We start from the raw sequence: 12,940 nt of genomic DNA, 5'->3' as shown, positions 1-12,940 counted from the left end.
CCCACCCGGCGCACGATGGAATCCTCGACCGAGCAAGGGAGCACACCATGAAGCGGCTGACCGACCACCCGCGGCTGAACACCCTGGTCCGGTTGACCTTCCGCAACCCCGCTTCCCTCGTCTACCTCGGGCTGGTGCTCGCGGCGACGCTCTTCGTCGTCGCGGACTCCCTGTTCGTCGCCCCCGAGGACGCCTCGTTCTCCGGCGTCTGGCTGTTCCTCCTCGCGGCCCCGACCGTCTTCCTGTTCTTCCTCGGCAGCTCCCTCGCGGGCGCCGAGGCCGGCGGGCCCGTGTGGTTCCTGGTACCGGCACTGGTCGTCTCGGTCCTCGTCCAGTCGCTGGCGGTGGGCTGGTTCGTCCGTCTGGTGCGCCGGGCCGGTTCGGCCGGGCCCGCGCGCCCGCAGGAAGCCTGAGGCGAGAAGCGCCTGGCACCATGGCCGCCATGCGGACCACCGAGCACATCGCGTCGTTGACCGAGGAAGGGCGGCTGCTCGCGGCCGCAGCCGAGCGGGCCGGTGCGGGGGCGTCGGTCCCGACCTGCCCCGGCTGGCAGATACGCCATCTGCTGCGGCACACCGGCACCGTGCACCGGTGGGCGGCGGCGTTCGTCACCGAGGGGCACACCGCGTACCGGCCCGCCGCCGGCGAACCCGCCCTCGACGGCGCGGAGCTTCTGTCCTGGTTCCGCGAGGGGCACCGTCAGCTGGTCCGAACCCTGGAGGAAGCGCCCGCGGACCTGGACTGCTGGACCTTCCTGCCGGCCCCCTCGCCCCTGGCGTTCTGGTCCCGCCGCCAGCTGAACGAGACGACCGTGCACCGCGTGGACGCGGAATCCGCGCTCGGCGGACCGCTGACCCCGGTGCCCGCGCACCGGGCGGTCGACGGCATCGACGAACTCCTCGCCGGCGTCCACGCCCGGCCCGCGAGCCGGGTCCGCTCCCAAGCGCCTCGCACACTGGGGGTGCGGGCCGTGGACACGGAGGCGACCTGGACGGTACGGATCTCGGAGGATCCGCCGGAGGCCGTACGCCGGGCCGGCCCGGACGCCCGTTACGACCTGGGCGGCGCGGGCCCCCGGGACAGCGCGGAACGCGTCGACTGCGAGCTGAGCGGTACGGCCGAAGGGCTCTACCTCACCCTCTGGAACCGGCTGCCGCTCGGCGCCGTCACCCTGCGCGGCGACCGCTCGGTGGCCCGGCTCTGGACGGACAACTCGGCGGTCACCTGACGTGTGCCACGGGACCGGACGGCGGGGCCCGTCGCCACACCGCCCCCGTACGGCCGGCGCGGGGCGTACGCGTCAGCCCGTGCGGACACCGGGCAGGCCGACCGAGCGGGCCAGTTCCGCCGCGGCCTGCCGGAACAGCTGCTCACGGGCCTCGACGACCCGGTTGAACTGGCCGAACAGCTCGAAGGAGATCAGGCCGAACAGCTGGGCCCACACGGCGACCAGGGCGGCCACGGCGGCCGGAGGAACGTCCGGGGCGAAATCGGCGGCCATCCGCTCCGCGTCCTGACGCAGGGCGGGTGCGAGGGGAGGCACGGCGAGGTCGTCGGCCAGGTACGCGGCACGGACGATGTCGATGAAGACCAGGCCCACCCGGGAAGCGGGTCCCACCGTGTCCATCGGGGCGATGTAGCCGGGGACGGGCGACCCGTAGATCAGGGCGTACTCATGGGGGCGCGCGAGCCCCCACGCCCGTACGGCACAGGCCACGGCGAGCCAGCGCTCGGTGGGCGGACGCGTCTCCGCCCGCTCCCGCGCCGCCCCTTCCGCGACCTCTCCGATCGCGTCGAACGCGTCGACGATCAGCGCGGTGAGCAGGTCGTCGCGGCTGGGGAAGTAGCGGTAGAGAGCGGAGGAGACCATGCCCAGCTCCCGGGCCACGGCCCGCAGCGAGAGCTTCGCCGCACCCTCCTTCGCGAGCTGCTTCCTGGCCTCGCCCTTGATGGCCGCGGTCACTTCGATGCGGGCGCGTTCCCTCGCCCCTCGGATGGTGCTCATGCGATCAGTCTGCCACGCGCAGGAAGCACCGACCAAGGACGAGAGCACTGCTCTTGCTTTGCAGCCTCCCTCCGTGCACACTGATCTCAAGCGAGAGCGCCGCTCTCTTAACAGTGCGGGAGTCACCATGTCGCAGCAGACCTACTACCTCCGGGCGAGCGCCTCCGCCGACCGCCTCAACAGAGTCGTCGGATGGCTGGCCCGGCACGGCGTCAGCCTGATGGGGTCTGCCGAGATGTCCGTGCGCGGACGCAGGAGCGGTCAGTTGCAGCGCATTCCGGTCAACGCCCACGCCTTCGCGGGCGAGCGGTACATCGTCTCGGCCCGGGGCCACTCGCAGTGGGTGCGCAACATGCGGGTCGCGGGCGGCGGAGAGCTGCGGCTGGGGCGCAAGGTCAGCCGCTTCACCGCCGTGGAGATCGCCGACGACGCGCAGAAGGCCCGGATCATCCGGGCCTATCTGGAGCGGTGGGGCTGGGAGGTCAACCAGTACTTCCAGGGGGTCACGGCGAAGTCCACGGACGCCGAGCTGCTGGCGGCCTGCCCGGACCACCCGGTCTTCCGCATCACGGTCGAGGGCTGACCCGCCCCGTACGCCCTCGGGGCGCCGCCGCCCCGGCCGGGCGGAACGGCGCCCCGAGAAGCACGGTCGTGCGGTGGGACCTCAGCGGTCCATCGCGGACAGCGCCCGCTGCGCCAACGGGTGCGTACGGACCAGCTCGGCCAGCGACGTCGTCCCCCGGGTGATCCCGGCGAACGCCTTCCACGCCGGGCGGAACCCGGTCAGCACCGCGTGCAGCACTCCCGGGCGGCGTTCGAACAGCTTGAGCATGCGGCGGCCGACGCCCATCTCCACGCCGAGGCCGGCCTTGATGGCGAAGGCGTAGTTGAGGGCTTGACGGCGGGCGTCCACCGCGTCGTGGGCCTCGGCGATCCTGACCGCCCACTCCCCCGCGAGCCGGCCGGAGCGCAGCGCGAAGGAGATGCCCTCGCGGGTCCAGGGCTCCAGCAGTCCGGCCGCGTCCCCGCAGACCACGACCCGGCCGCGGGAGAGCGGCGAGTCGTCGCTGCGGCAGCGGGTGAGATGGCCCGAGGAGACGGCGGGCTCGAACCCGGCGAGGCCGAGGCGGGCGATGAAGTCCTCCAGATACCGCTTGGTGCCGGCGCCGTCGCCGCGCGCGGAGATGACGCCCACGGTGAGGGTGTCCCCCTTGGGGAAGACCCAGCCGTAACTGCCCGGCATCGGGCCCCAGTCGATGAGCACCCGACCCGCCCAGTCCTCCGCGACGGTGGCCGGAACGGGGATCTCCGCCTCCAGGCCGAGGTCTACCTGGTCGAGCTTCACCCCGACATGGGCTCCTATCCGGCCCGCGCTGCCGTCCGCGCCGACGACCGCCCGCGCGAGCACCGTCTCGCCGCCGGCCAGCACCACGGCGACCGTCCGGCGGTCGGGCACGGCGGAACCGTGCTGCTCGACCCGCGTCACCGACGCCCCGGTGCGCAGTTCCGCCCCGGCCTTCTGCGCCTCCTCCACCAGCCCGGCGTCGAACTCCGGGCGGTTGATGAGCCCGAAGAGCATGCGCCGGGAGCGGCGGGTGCGCGACAGCTTGCCGTTGAGCGAGAAGGTGACCGCGTGGATGCGGTCCTTCAGGGGCAGTTCGAACCCCGGCGGCAGGGAGTCCCGCGAGAACCCGATGATTCCCCCGCCGCAGGTCTTGTAGCGCGGCAGTTCCGCCTTCTCCAGCAGCAGGACCCTCCGCCCCGCCACGGCTGCCGCGTACGCCGCCGATGCGCCGGCCGGTCCGGCGCCGACCACGACGACGTCCCACACGGACGACTCTTCCGGCTCACGTCCGGCGTCTGCGTTCTCGCTGCTCACGATGTGCTTCTGCTCCTGATCCGACCAGTGGCCCCAAGCTGCTCACGGCATCCTACGGCGCGTTTTGGCCAAGCCCTCCTGTGGGAGGATCGGCCATGATTTCGTCGTACATGCGTCGCCTCACGAACGGCTTCGCACACGGTCGCGTACACACCGCGCCCTACCCATAACGTCGCACCCACGAGGAGCGTGCCCATGACCGCCCGTCCGATTCCCGAGACCGTCGCCTCGCTGATGCCCCGCGCCCGGCAGGAACTGGCCATGCTGGTGGCGTTCCAGTCGGTGGCGGACCCGGCGGTGTTCCCCAGGAGCGAGTGCGAGGCGGCCGCCAACTGGGTCGCCGACGCGTTGCGCGCCGAGGAGTTCACCGACGTCGCCCTGCTCGACACCCCCGACGGAACGCAGTCCGTCTACGGGTTCCTGCCCGGCCCGGCCGGCGCGCCGACCGTCCTGCTCTACGCGCACTACGACGTGCAGCCCCCGCTGGACGAGGCGGCGTGGCTCTCCCCGCCGTTCGAACTCACCGAACGCGACGGGCGCTGGTTCGGCCGGGGCGCGGCCGACTGCAAGGGCGGGTTCATCATGCACCTGCTCGCGCTGCGCGCCCTGAAGGCGAACGGCGGCGTCCCGGTCTCGGTGAAGGTGATCGCCGAGGGCTCCGAGGAGCAGGGCACCGGCGGTCTGGAGCGGTACGCGGAGGCGCACCCGGAGCTGCTGGCGGCCGACACGATCGTCATCGGCGACACCGGGAACTTCCGGGTCGGGCTGCCGACGGTCACTGCGACGCTGCGCGGGATGACGATGCTGCGGGTGCAGCTGGACACCCTGGAGGGGAACCTGCACTCGGGGCAGTTCGGCGGCGCGGCCCCGGACGCGCTGGCCGCGATGATCCAGCTGCTGGCCTCGCTGCGCGCCGAGGACGGGACGACCACGGTCGACGGGCTGACGGGCGACGCCGACTGGGACGGGCTCCAGTACCCGGAGGCGGAGTTCCGGCAGGACGCCAAGGTGCTGGACGGGGTGGAGCTGATCGGCACGGGCACGGTCGCCGACCGGATCTGGGCGCGGCCCGCCGTCACCGTCATCGGCATCGACTGCCCGCCGGTGGTCGGCGCCACACCCTCGGTGCAGGCGAGCGCGCGGGCGCAGATCAGCTTGCGGGTGCCGCCGGGCCAGGACGCCGCCGAGGCGACGAAGCTGCTCACCGCCCACCTGGAGTCCCGCGCCCCCTGGGGTGCGCGGGTGCGGGTGGAACAGGTGGGCCAGGGCCAGCCGTTCCGCGCGGACATGACCAGCCCGGCGTACACGGCGATGGCGGACGCGATGCGGGACGCCTACCCGGGCCAGGAGATGCAGTCCTCCGGCATGGGCGGCTCCATCCCGCTCTGCAACACCCTGGCGGGCCTCTACCCGGAGGCGGAGATCCTGTTGATCGGGCTGAGCGAGCCGGAGGCGCAGATCCACGCGGTGAACGAGAGCGTGTCGCCCGAGGAGCTGGAGCGGATGTCCGTCGCCGAGGCGCTGTTCCTGCGGAACTACGCGGAGTCCAAGAAGGTCTGATTCCATCCTGTCGCGGGGGAGGGGATTCCCGGCGGCACCTATGCCCTCGGCGAAGTCGCCCCGAGCGTAGGTCCGTGCGGCGGACGTCCGGCGCCGCATACGTTCGCCGCATGGATCTCGTCGAGGTACTCCCCCAGTTGCACATGTTCCGCTTCCGGATCGGTCAGGCCTACCTCTGGCGCGACGGCACGGATCTGACCCTGGTCGACGCGGGCGACGCCGAGTCGGCCGCGGCGATCGAGGACGGCATCCGCACGCTCGGCCTCGACCCGGCCGGGATCGGGCGCATCGTCCTCACCCACGGCCACCGGGACCACTACGGGTCCGCGCAGGAGCTGGCGGACCGGCACGGTGCCCAGATCCTCGCCCACGCGCTGGACGCCCCGGTGGTACGCGGGGAGAGCCCCGTACCGGAACCGGACCTGCTGGACTGGGAACTGCCGCTGTACGAACACGGGCTGACGTGTCCCGAGGCCCCGCCCACCCGAGTCGACCGCGAGGTGTCCGGCGGCGAGGTGCTGGCGTTCGGGGGCGGTGCGCGGGTGGTCCACGCCCCTGGTCACACTCCGGGCTCCATCGCCCTCCATCTGCCGCGCCACGGCGTGCTGTTCACCGGGGACTGCGTGGCATTCACGGACCGGGTGATCCTCGGGGTGTTCAACGTGGACCGCGCCGAGGCGCGGGCCGCCTTCCGACGGCTGGCCGCGCTCGCGCCCCGTACCGTCTGCTTCGGTCACGGAGACCCGCTCACCGGGAACGCCGCCGCGGTGATGGAGGCCGCGGCGAACGGCGCGTGAGGGCGCGGTCCGCGAACGGCGCACGAGAGTCGTGCGGGCCGCGAACGGCGCGGGTGGGGCGTGCGGGCGCCGCTCAGCCCACCGGCTTTCCCGCCTCCAGGTTGAGCACCGTCGACCGCTCACGCGCCCGCAGGGCCCAGCGCAGCCGCTCGTACCGGGTGGGCGGCAGCATCCCCGCGGCCTCCTCCTCGGTGACGAAGCGCCAGCCGCGCAGCTCCGAGCCGGGCAGCAGCAGCCGGCCGGCGTCCTCGGAGCGCAACAGGCCGCCGTCGAAGAGGAACCGGAGGCCGCCGTAACCGGGCGGGCGCGGCGACTCCCAGTCGACGAGCAGCAGGGTGGGGACCCGGTCGAGGCGGAGCCCTATCTCCTCGGCGACCTCACGGATCCCTGCTTGCGCGGGGGCCTCGCCCGCCTCCACGACCCCGCCGGGGAACTCCCATCCCGGTTTGTAGGTGGGATCGACGAGCAGCACCCGGTCCAGCTCGTCGAAGAGCAGCACCCCGGCGGCCACCGTCTCGGCGGTCGGCTCCGGGCTCTGGACGATCGGGCACGGCCCGGCGGTCCCGGTGCGCACGGCGTCCGCGATCCGCTCGGCGGTCTCGCGGGGCGTGAGGGCGCTGTTGTCGACCACATGGGCGTCCTGGGCGATCCAGCCGAGGGCGTCGCGGTACGGTCCGATGTGCTCGTACGCCCACCGGCGCACCCGCTCGCTCTGCTCGTCGTCGCCGGGAAACTCCTCGCGGCCCGCGATCCGGCTGCGCAGGATCGTTTCCTCAGGTGAGAGTGCCACATGCCGGACGGGGATGCGCCGGGAGGCGAGCCCTCCGAAGATCTCGTCGCGGTACTCCTGCCGCAGCAGGGTCATCGGCACCACCAGCACCCCGGGCACCTCGGCCAGCAGCGCCGCCGCCGTGTCCACCACGAGCCGCCGCCAGATCGGCAGGTCCTGGAAGTCGGTGACCTCGGCGAGCCGCTTCTGCGGCAGCAGTCCGCGCAGCCCCGCACCGGTGATCTCCGGGTCGTACAGCGTGCTGTTCGGGATCAGATCGACCAGCTCTCCCGCGGCACTGGTCTTGCCCGCACTGAACGCACCGTTGATCCAGACGATCACGGTTCCCCCTCTTCCGTAGCCCCCTGTGGCTTGCCCGCAACACCCTGCCGCGGAAACCCCGCGGCGGCGACGGCGTTGGCCGGATGCGGTCTTCTTGGGGCGATCGGAAGCCGGAAGGGGCCGGGAACGCGCCGTGCGGCGGAGGCCAAAAGGGATGCGGGCCGTGTCCCGCGAGGGGCGGTCCGGGCAGTCCGGCCCGACGAACCGGGCGCCCCTCGACGCCGTCGCTGTCCAAACCGGCGCCCCGGCCCGGGCCGTGGCTAGCGCAGCGCGATGGCCGCCGCCGCGGCCCCGACCAGACCCGCGTCGGTGCCCATCACGGCGGGCGCCACGGTCAGCCGCCGGAGGTAGGAGAGGGTGGCGTAGTCGCGCAGAGCGCGGCGCAGCGGCACGAAGAGCACGTCGCCGGCCCCGGCCACTCCCCCGCCGACCACCGCGATGTCCAGGTCCGCCAGAGTGGCGGTGGCGGCGATGCCGGCCGCCAGCGCCTGGGCCGCGCGCTCGTAGGAGGCGATGGCGACCGGGTCCCCCGCGCGGGCGGCGACGGCCACCGCGGCGGCCGTCACGTCGGCGTCCGGGCCGGGCCGCCAGCCGCTCTCCAGGGCGCGGCGGGCGATGTTGGGGCCGCTGGCGATGCCTTCGACGCAGCCGCGCGCGCCGCAGGGGCACGGTGCGCCGTCCAGGTCGACGCTGATGTGGCCGATGTGTCCGGCGTTGCCCGAGGGGCCGGGCCGCAAGGCGCCGCCGAGGACGAGGCCGCCTCCGACGCCCGTCGACACGACGAGGCACAGCGCGTTGTCGTAGCCGCGGGCCGCACCGAGCCAGTGCTCGGCGGCGGTCATCGCGACCCCGTCGCCGACCAGCGCGACCGGCAGTCCGCCCACCGTCTTGCGCACCCGCTCCACCAGCGGGAAGTCCCGCCAGCCGGGGACGTTGACCGGGCTGACCGTGCCGGCGGCGGCGTCCACCGGACCGGCGCTGCCGATGCCGAGCGAACCCGCGCGGTCCCACAGCGGCGAGGCCATCAGCTCGCCCAGCACCCCGTCCACGGCGTCCATGACCGCCTCGGCGCCCTCCCGGGCGGGCGTCGGCCGCTGAGCCCGCACGAGAAGGGATCCCTCACCGTCCACCAGCGCGCCGGCGATCTTGGTACCGCCGATGTCGAGCGCGGTGACGAGGTCGGTATGCATCGGTGTGGGTTCTCCGGATCGGTGAAGGGGCGGGACCTGCGGGTTCCGTCCATAGTCTGCACAGTCTCCCTGGGCTTGACAACGTTGTCCAGGGCCTATGCTCGACGCCACAGCCTCCGATCAGCCCCACGGGCGACCCTCTCGACCCCGACCGGAGCACCGCAGCCCCGCCCGTATCCGACGACAGGACAGCGCACGTGGACCGGACCGCCCGTCATTCCGAGACCCGCTACGGCAACCGGCCGACCATGAAGGACGTGGCGGCCCGTGCCGGAGTCGGCCTGAAGACGGTCTCCCGGGTGGTGAACAGCGAGCCCGGCGTCACCCCCGACACCGAGCGCCGCGTGCAGGAGGCGATCGACGCGCTCGGCTTCCGCCGCAACGACAGCGCCCGGGTGCTGCGCAAGGGACGTACGGCGTCCATCGGACTGGTCCTGGAGGACCTGGCGGACCCGTTCTACGGCCCGCTGAGCCGCGCGGTGGAAGAGGTCGCCCGCGCGCACGGCGCCTTGCTGATCAACGGCTCCAGCGCCGAGGATCCGGAACGGGAGCAGGAGCTGGTGCTGGCGCTGTGCGCCCGCCGCGTGGACGGGCTGATCGTGATCCCGGCCGGCGACGACCACCGCTACCTGGAGCCGGAGATCAAGGCGGGCATCGCCACGGTCTTCGTGGACCGCCCGGCGGGCCACGTGGACGTCGACATGGTGCTCTCCGACAGCTTCGGCGGGGCCAGGGAGGGCGTGGCGCACCTCATCGCGCACGGTCACCGCAGGATCGGCTTCATCGGCGACCAGCCGCGGATCCACACGGTCACCGAGCGGCTGCGCGGCTATCACGCCGCCATGCGGGACGCGGGCATCGCCGTGGAGGACGGCTGGGTCTCCCTCGGCTCCACCGAGCCGGAGCAGGTGCGGGCGGCCGCCGAGAAGATGCTCAGCGGCCCGGAGCCGGTCACCGCCGTGTTCGCGGGCAACAACCGGGTGACGGTGACGGCCGTCCGGGTCATCGCCGAGCGGGAGCGGCCGGTGGCCCTGGTGGGGTTCGACGACATCGAGCTGGCCGACCTGCTCGGCATCACCGTGATCTCGCAGGACGCGGCGGCGGTCGGCAGGACCGCCGCCGAACACCTCTTCCGCCGCCTCGACGGGGCGGACCACGCCACGGCGCGGGTGGAACTGCCGACGACGCTGATCGCTCGCGGCTCGGGCGAACTGCCCCCCGCCTGAGGCGGGGCGCGGTCAGGCCCTGGTGTCCATCGGCCGGAACTCCCGGGTCAGCAGGGCCAGCAGCTGCGCCGGGGCGTCCTCCTGCACCGTGTGGCCCGCACCGTCGATCCAGTGCAGTTCGGAGTGCGGGATCAGCGCGTGCAGCCGCTCCGCGAAGGGCGCCGGCAGGAACCGGTCCTCGCGACCCCAGATGATCCGGGTCGGCACCGGGACGTCCCCGAGCAGGTGCTGGAACTCGTCGGTCGCCGCCTGTTCGGCCTGCCGGTACTGGCGGTAGTACGCGGCCCGGCCGCGCTCTCCGCGCCACGGATCGACATGGGCGGCCAGTACGTCCGGCCGGTAGCCGGTGTGGGTGGCGTGGCGCAGATGACTCTCGACCAGCGCCTCGTGGGCGTAACCGGGGAGCCGCTCGAAGAGGTGCGCGTTCTCCCTGATGAGCCGGAAGAGGCCGGTCCCCCAGTCCCCGCAGGCCACCGCGTCCACCAGGGTGAGGTCCGCGTACCGCGCACCCTCGAGGAGCAGTGCGCGCAGGGCCACGGCTCCGCCGATGTCGTGGGCGATCACCCGCGGGCGCTCCAGCCCCCAGTGCTCCAGGAGCCGGGCGAAGATCTTCGCCTGCGCCGCCGGACCGACGTCCTGCCCGTCGCGCTGCTCCGACTCCCCGAACCCGAGCAGGTCCCAGAGGTGGACGCGGTGGTCGCGGGCGAGTGCCGGGGCGATGTCGCGCCAGAGGAGCGAGGAGAACGGGGTGCCGTGCAGCAGGACGACCGGCTCCCCCTCCCCCAGCACGTCCCAGCGCACCGCCCCGTCCGACGTCTCGAACGTCCTGGTCAGCTTTCCGTTCATGGTGGCCTCCTGAAGCGCAGGGGGGAGGGGTGTGACCCCGCCGGATCACCGACGTTACCAGCACGAGGCGCTTGCCGGTAACGTTGATAGAGTGGAGACCATGCGACGGAACCCTGCGCCCGCGGAGCTCGAACTCGTCGAGGGGTTCTGCAACACGGCCACCCACCTGCACGGCGAGGACGACCTGGCCCGTCCGGAGACGGCGGGCCGATGGCTCGGCGCGCACGGTTTCCCGGCACTGAGCGATCCCGGAGAGCTGGCGTCGCTCAAGGAGGCACGGGAGACGGTGCGGGCATTTCTGGCCGACCGGACCTCGGCCGAGGCGATCGACGGCCTCAACCGGCTCATCGCCGCGGTCGCGGGCCCTCCGGCCGTGCGCCCCGACGGCACGCTCAGCCTGCGGCCGGCCCCCGGCGGGGCGGTGGCGGAGGTGGTCCGCCCGGTAATCGAAGCCCTCCTGGTCCACGGCCTGACCGGGCGTCACGCCGCCCGCCTCAAGACCTGCGCGGCCCCGGAGTGCCGCTGGGTCTTCTACGACCGGGCTCCGTCGTCGAACGGACTCTGGTGCGACATGGACGTGTGCGGGGCGCGGCACAAGATGCGCGCCTACCGCGCCCGCGGCGGGGCGGCCTCGCGCCGGGGCGCCTGAGCGCCGGCCGGGCCTCTCCCGGCCGGGGACAGCGGGCCGCGGCGGGCCGCTCCGGCGGCCGGGCACGCCGGAGCGCCCCGGCGGGGGCGATCCACCGGGGCGCGGAGAGGCCGCTTGCGCCCCTACGGAGCCGTCGCCGTCAGGCCGCCCCGGCGCGGCGAGGCGAAGGCGTCCAGGTCCGCGCGGGTCAGGCCGGTCAGCCGGGCCACCTCGGCGGTGTCCAGCGCGCCGCAGTCGATGCCGCGCAGCAGATAGCCGCTGAGGGCCTTGGCGGTGGCGGGCTCGTCCATGACGTCGCCGCCCGCCTTGGCCACGTAGGCGGCGAGCCGGGCGGCGGCCGGTTCCAGACCCTCCCGGTAGAAGGCGTAGACGGCCGCGTAGCGCGTCGGCAGGTGGCCGGGGTGCATGTCCCAGCCCTGGTAGTAGGCACGGGCGAGAGCGCGGCGGGTGAGGCCGTAGTGGAGCCGCCACGCCTCGTGGACCCGGTCGGCCGGGCCGACGGGCAGGACGTTGGTGGAGCCGTCGGAGACCCGTACGCCGGTGCCGGCGGCGGCGACCTGCATGACCGCCTTGGCGTGGTCGGCGGCCGGATGGTCGCTGGCCTGGTAGGCGGCGCTGACCCCGACACAGGCGCTGTAGTCGAAGGTGCCGTAGTGCAGTCCGGTCGCCCGGCCCCGCGCGGCGTCGATCATGCGGGCGACGGCGGCGGTCCCGTCCGCGGCGAGGATCGACTGGCTGGTCTCGATCTGGATCTCGAAGCCGATCCGTCCGGAGTCGAGGCCGTGGGCCTTCTCGAAGGCTTCGAGGAGCTGGACGAAGGCGGTGACCTGCTCGGGGTAGGTGACCTTCGGGAGGGTCAGCACGAGCCCTTCGGGGAGCCCGCCGGCCGCCATCAGACCGCTGAGGAAGACGTCCGTGGTGCGGATGCCCCGGTCACGGACGCCGGCCTCCATGCACTTCATCCGGATGCCCGTGTACGGGGCCGCGGTGCCGTTCGCGTACGCCTCCGAGACCAGCCGGGCGGCGCGGGCGGCGGCCTCGTCCTCCTCGGCGTCCGGGCGGGGGCCGTAGCCGTCCTCGAAGTCGATGCGCAGGTCCTCGACGGGCTCGCGCTCCAGCTTGGCGCGTACGCGGTCGTGGACGGGGCCCGCCAGCTCCTCGGGGATGCCGAGGACGGCGGCGAACGAGGAGGCGTCGGGGGCGTGTTCGTCGAGGGCGGCCAGCGCCCGGTCGCCCCAGGAGCGCAGGGTGCCGGGCTCGAAGTCGTCACCGGGCACGTAGACGGTGTGCACGGGCTGGCGGGTGCCGGGATCGCCCGGGTAGCGGCGGGCGAGTTCCGCGTCGACCGCCGTGAGGGAGGCGCTGATCTCCTCGCTGACCGCACCGGCGAGGCTCGTTGCCACCTTCTCGTGCTGACCCATGACCGCACCCTCCACACTCTCGCTGTTTCCGCTTCCCGGAATCAACAATCCGTATAGTGAAGTTATAAGGCAGCTCGACCTGCGTCAATGGTCGCCCGGAACGGCCCTGGGCCGCACGGTGGGTTCACCGTGCGGCCCAGGGCGGGTCGGTTCTCCGGGGATCAGCCCTTGCGGGTGTTGATCTCCTCGGTGAGCTGGGGGACGACGGCGAAGAGGTCGCCGACGACGCCGTAGTCGACGAGTTCGAAGATCGGGG

13 protein-coding genes are annotated in these 12,940 nt (G+C 73.4%); 7 read left to right on the top strand and 6 right to left on the bottom strand.

Translation table 11 applies throughout. The annotated features are described in order from the left end of the window. Positions 1–47: 47 nt before the first annotated feature. Together ACIQMU_RS19495 and ACIQMU_RS19490 are read left to right on the top strand one after the other, a co-directional pair. The gene (locus ACIQMU_RS19495) at positions 48–413 is read left to right on the top strand and encodes an SCO4225 family membrane protein (RefSeq protein ID WP_402689298.1); all 366 of its coding nucleotides are present in this window, start codon (positions 48–50) and stop codon (positions 411–413) included. Between the two features lie 29 nt (positions 414–442). Next, positions 443–1,228: a maleylpyruvate isomerase family mycothiol-dependent enzyme gene (locus ACIQMU_RS19490; RefSeq protein ID WP_352240998.1), complete on the top strand. Its 786-nt coding sequence runs from the start codon at positions 443–445 to the stop codon at positions 1,226–1,228. Positions 1,229–1,300: 72 nt separating this feature from the next. Here the strand turns inward: ACIQMU_RS19490 and ACIQMU_RS19485 are convergent, their stop codons facing one another. After that, positions 1,301–2,005, bottom strand: a complete 705-nt coding sequence (locus ACIQMU_RS19485) for a TetR/AcrR family transcriptional regulator (RefSeq protein ID WP_402689297.1) — start codon at positions 2,003–2,005, stop codon at positions 1,301–1,303. A 127-nt stretch (positions 2,006–2,132) separates the two neighbouring features. Here ACIQMU_RS19485 and ACIQMU_RS19480 point away from each other — a divergent pair, with 127 nt between their 5' ends. Then, positions 2,133–2,588, top strand: coding sequence for a nitroreductase/quinone reductase family protein (locus ACIQMU_RS19480; protein WP_402689296.1), 456 nt, complete (start codon positions 2,133–2,135; stop codon positions 2,586–2,588). A gap of 81 nt (positions 2,589–2,669) precedes the next feature. Here ACIQMU_RS19480 and ACIQMU_RS19475 read toward each other — a convergent pair whose 3' ends face one another. Next, positions 2,670–3,884, bottom strand: a complete 1,215-nt coding sequence (locus ACIQMU_RS19475) for a geranylgeranyl reductase family protein (RefSeq protein WP_352241001.1) — start codon at positions 3,882–3,884, stop codon at positions 2,670–2,672. A gap of 195 nt (positions 3,885–4,079) precedes the next feature. Here ACIQMU_RS19475 and ACIQMU_RS19470 point away from each other — a divergent pair, with 195 nt between their 5' ends. Continuing rightward, positions 4,080–5,444, top strand: coding sequence for a dipeptidase (locus tag ACIQMU_RS19470; RefSeq protein WP_402689295.1), 1,365 nt, complete (start codon positions 4,080–4,082; stop codon positions 5,442–5,444). A 110-nt stretch (positions 5,445–5,554) separates the two neighbouring features. Beyond that, positions 5,555–6,241, top strand: a complete 687-nt coding sequence (locus tag ACIQMU_RS19465) for an MBL fold metallo-hydrolase (RefSeq protein WP_402689294.1) — start codon at positions 5,555–5,557, stop codon at positions 6,239–6,241. Positions 6,242–6,314: 73 nt separating this feature from the next. Here ACIQMU_RS19465 and ACIQMU_RS19460 read toward each other — a convergent pair whose 3' ends face one another. Then, complete coding sequence (locus tag ACIQMU_RS19460; protein WP_352241004.1) at positions 6,315–7,352, bottom strand: NUDIX domain-containing protein; 1,038 nt, start codon at positions 7,350–7,352, stop codon at positions 6,315–6,317. Between the two features lie 260 nt (positions 7,353–7,612). Next, the gene (locus ACIQMU_RS19455; RefSeq protein WP_402689293.1) at positions 7,613–8,542 is read right to left on the bottom strand and encodes an ROK family protein; all 930 of its coding nucleotides are present in this window, start codon (positions 8,540–8,542) and stop codon (positions 7,613–7,615) included. A 197-nt stretch (positions 8,543–8,739) separates the two neighbouring features. Between ACIQMU_RS19455 and ACIQMU_RS19450 the strand changes: the two genes are divergently transcribed. Continuing rightward, positions 8,740–9,768: a LacI family DNA-binding transcriptional regulator gene (locus tag ACIQMU_RS19450; RefSeq protein ID WP_402689292.1), complete on the top strand. Its 1,029-nt coding sequence runs from the start codon at positions 8,740–8,742 to the stop codon at positions 9,766–9,768. Between the two features lie 12 nt (positions 9,769–9,780). Here ACIQMU_RS19450 and ACIQMU_RS19445 read toward each other — a convergent pair whose 3' ends face one another. After that, a complete protein-coding gene (locus ACIQMU_RS19445; RefSeq protein WP_402689291.1) occupies positions 9,781–10,614 on the bottom strand; it encodes an alpha/beta fold hydrolase in 834 nt (277 codons plus the stop codon). Positions 10,615–10,714: 100 nt separating this feature from the next. Here ACIQMU_RS19445 and ACIQMU_RS19440 point away from each other — a divergent pair, with 100 nt between their 5' ends. Beyond that, positions 10,715–11,263, top strand: a complete 549-nt coding sequence (locus ACIQMU_RS19440; protein WP_352241008.1) for a CGNR zinc finger domain-containing protein — start codon at positions 10,715–10,717, stop codon at positions 11,261–11,263. Positions 11,264–11,385: 122 nt separating this feature from the next. Here the strand turns inward: ACIQMU_RS19440 and ACIQMU_RS19435 are convergent, their stop codons facing one another. Then, positions 11,386–12,684, bottom strand: coding sequence for a DUF6986 family protein (locus ACIQMU_RS19435; protein WP_352241009.1), 1,299 nt, complete (start codon positions 12,682–12,684; stop codon positions 11,386–11,388). Between the last annotated feature and the right edge of the window lie 256 nt (positions 12,685–12,940).

Origin of the sequence: Streptomyces sp. NPDC091649, from assembly GCF_044756785.1 — a bacterium.
In the GTDB taxonomy this organism is placed as follows: Bacteria; Actinomycetota; Actinomycetes; order Streptomycetales; family Streptomycetaceae; genus Streptomyces.
The sequence above is the reverse complement of the archived record's forward strand: the minus strand, read 5'-3'. Positions and strand labels throughout refer to the sequence as shown.

Coding starts and splice junctions, on each gene's coding strand:
- ACIQMU_RS19495 (WP_402689298.1), top strand. CDS start 48: ATGAAGCGGCTGACCGACCACCCGCGGCTGAACACCCTGGTCCGGTTG.
- ACIQMU_RS19490 (WP_352240998.1), top strand. CDS start 443: ATGCGGACCACCGAGCACATCGCGTCGTTGACCGAGGAAGGGCGGCTG.
- ACIQMU_RS19485 (WP_402689297.1), bottom strand. CDS start 2,005: ATGAGCACCATCCGAGGGGCGAGGGAACGCGCCCGCATCGAAGTGACC.
- ACIQMU_RS19480 (WP_402689296.1), top strand. CDS start 2,133: ATGTCGCAGCAGACCTACTACCTCCGGGCGAGCGCCTCCGCCGACCGC.
- ACIQMU_RS19470 (WP_402689295.1), top strand. CDS start 4,080: ATGACCGCCCGTCCGATTCCCGAGACCGTCGCCTCGCTGATGCCCCGC.
- ACIQMU_RS19465 (WP_402689294.1), top strand. CDS start 5,555: ATGGATCTCGTCGAGGTACTCCCCCAGTTGCACATGTTCCGCTTCCGG.
- ACIQMU_RS19455 (WP_402689293.1), bottom strand. CDS start 8,542: ATGCATACCGACCTCGTCACCGCGCTCGACATCGGCGGTACCAAGATC.
- ACIQMU_RS19445 (WP_402689291.1), bottom strand. CDS start 10,614: ATGAACGGAAAGCTGACCAGGACGTTCGAGACGTCGGACGGGGCGGTG.
- ACIQMU_RS19440 (WP_352241008.1), top strand. CDS start 10,715: ATGCGACGGAACCCTGCGCCCGCGGAGCTCGAACTCGTCGAGGGGTTC.
- ACIQMU_RS19435 (WP_352241009.1), bottom strand. CDS start 12,684: ATGGGTCAGCACGAGAAGGTGGCAACGAGCCTCGCCGGTGCGGTCAGC.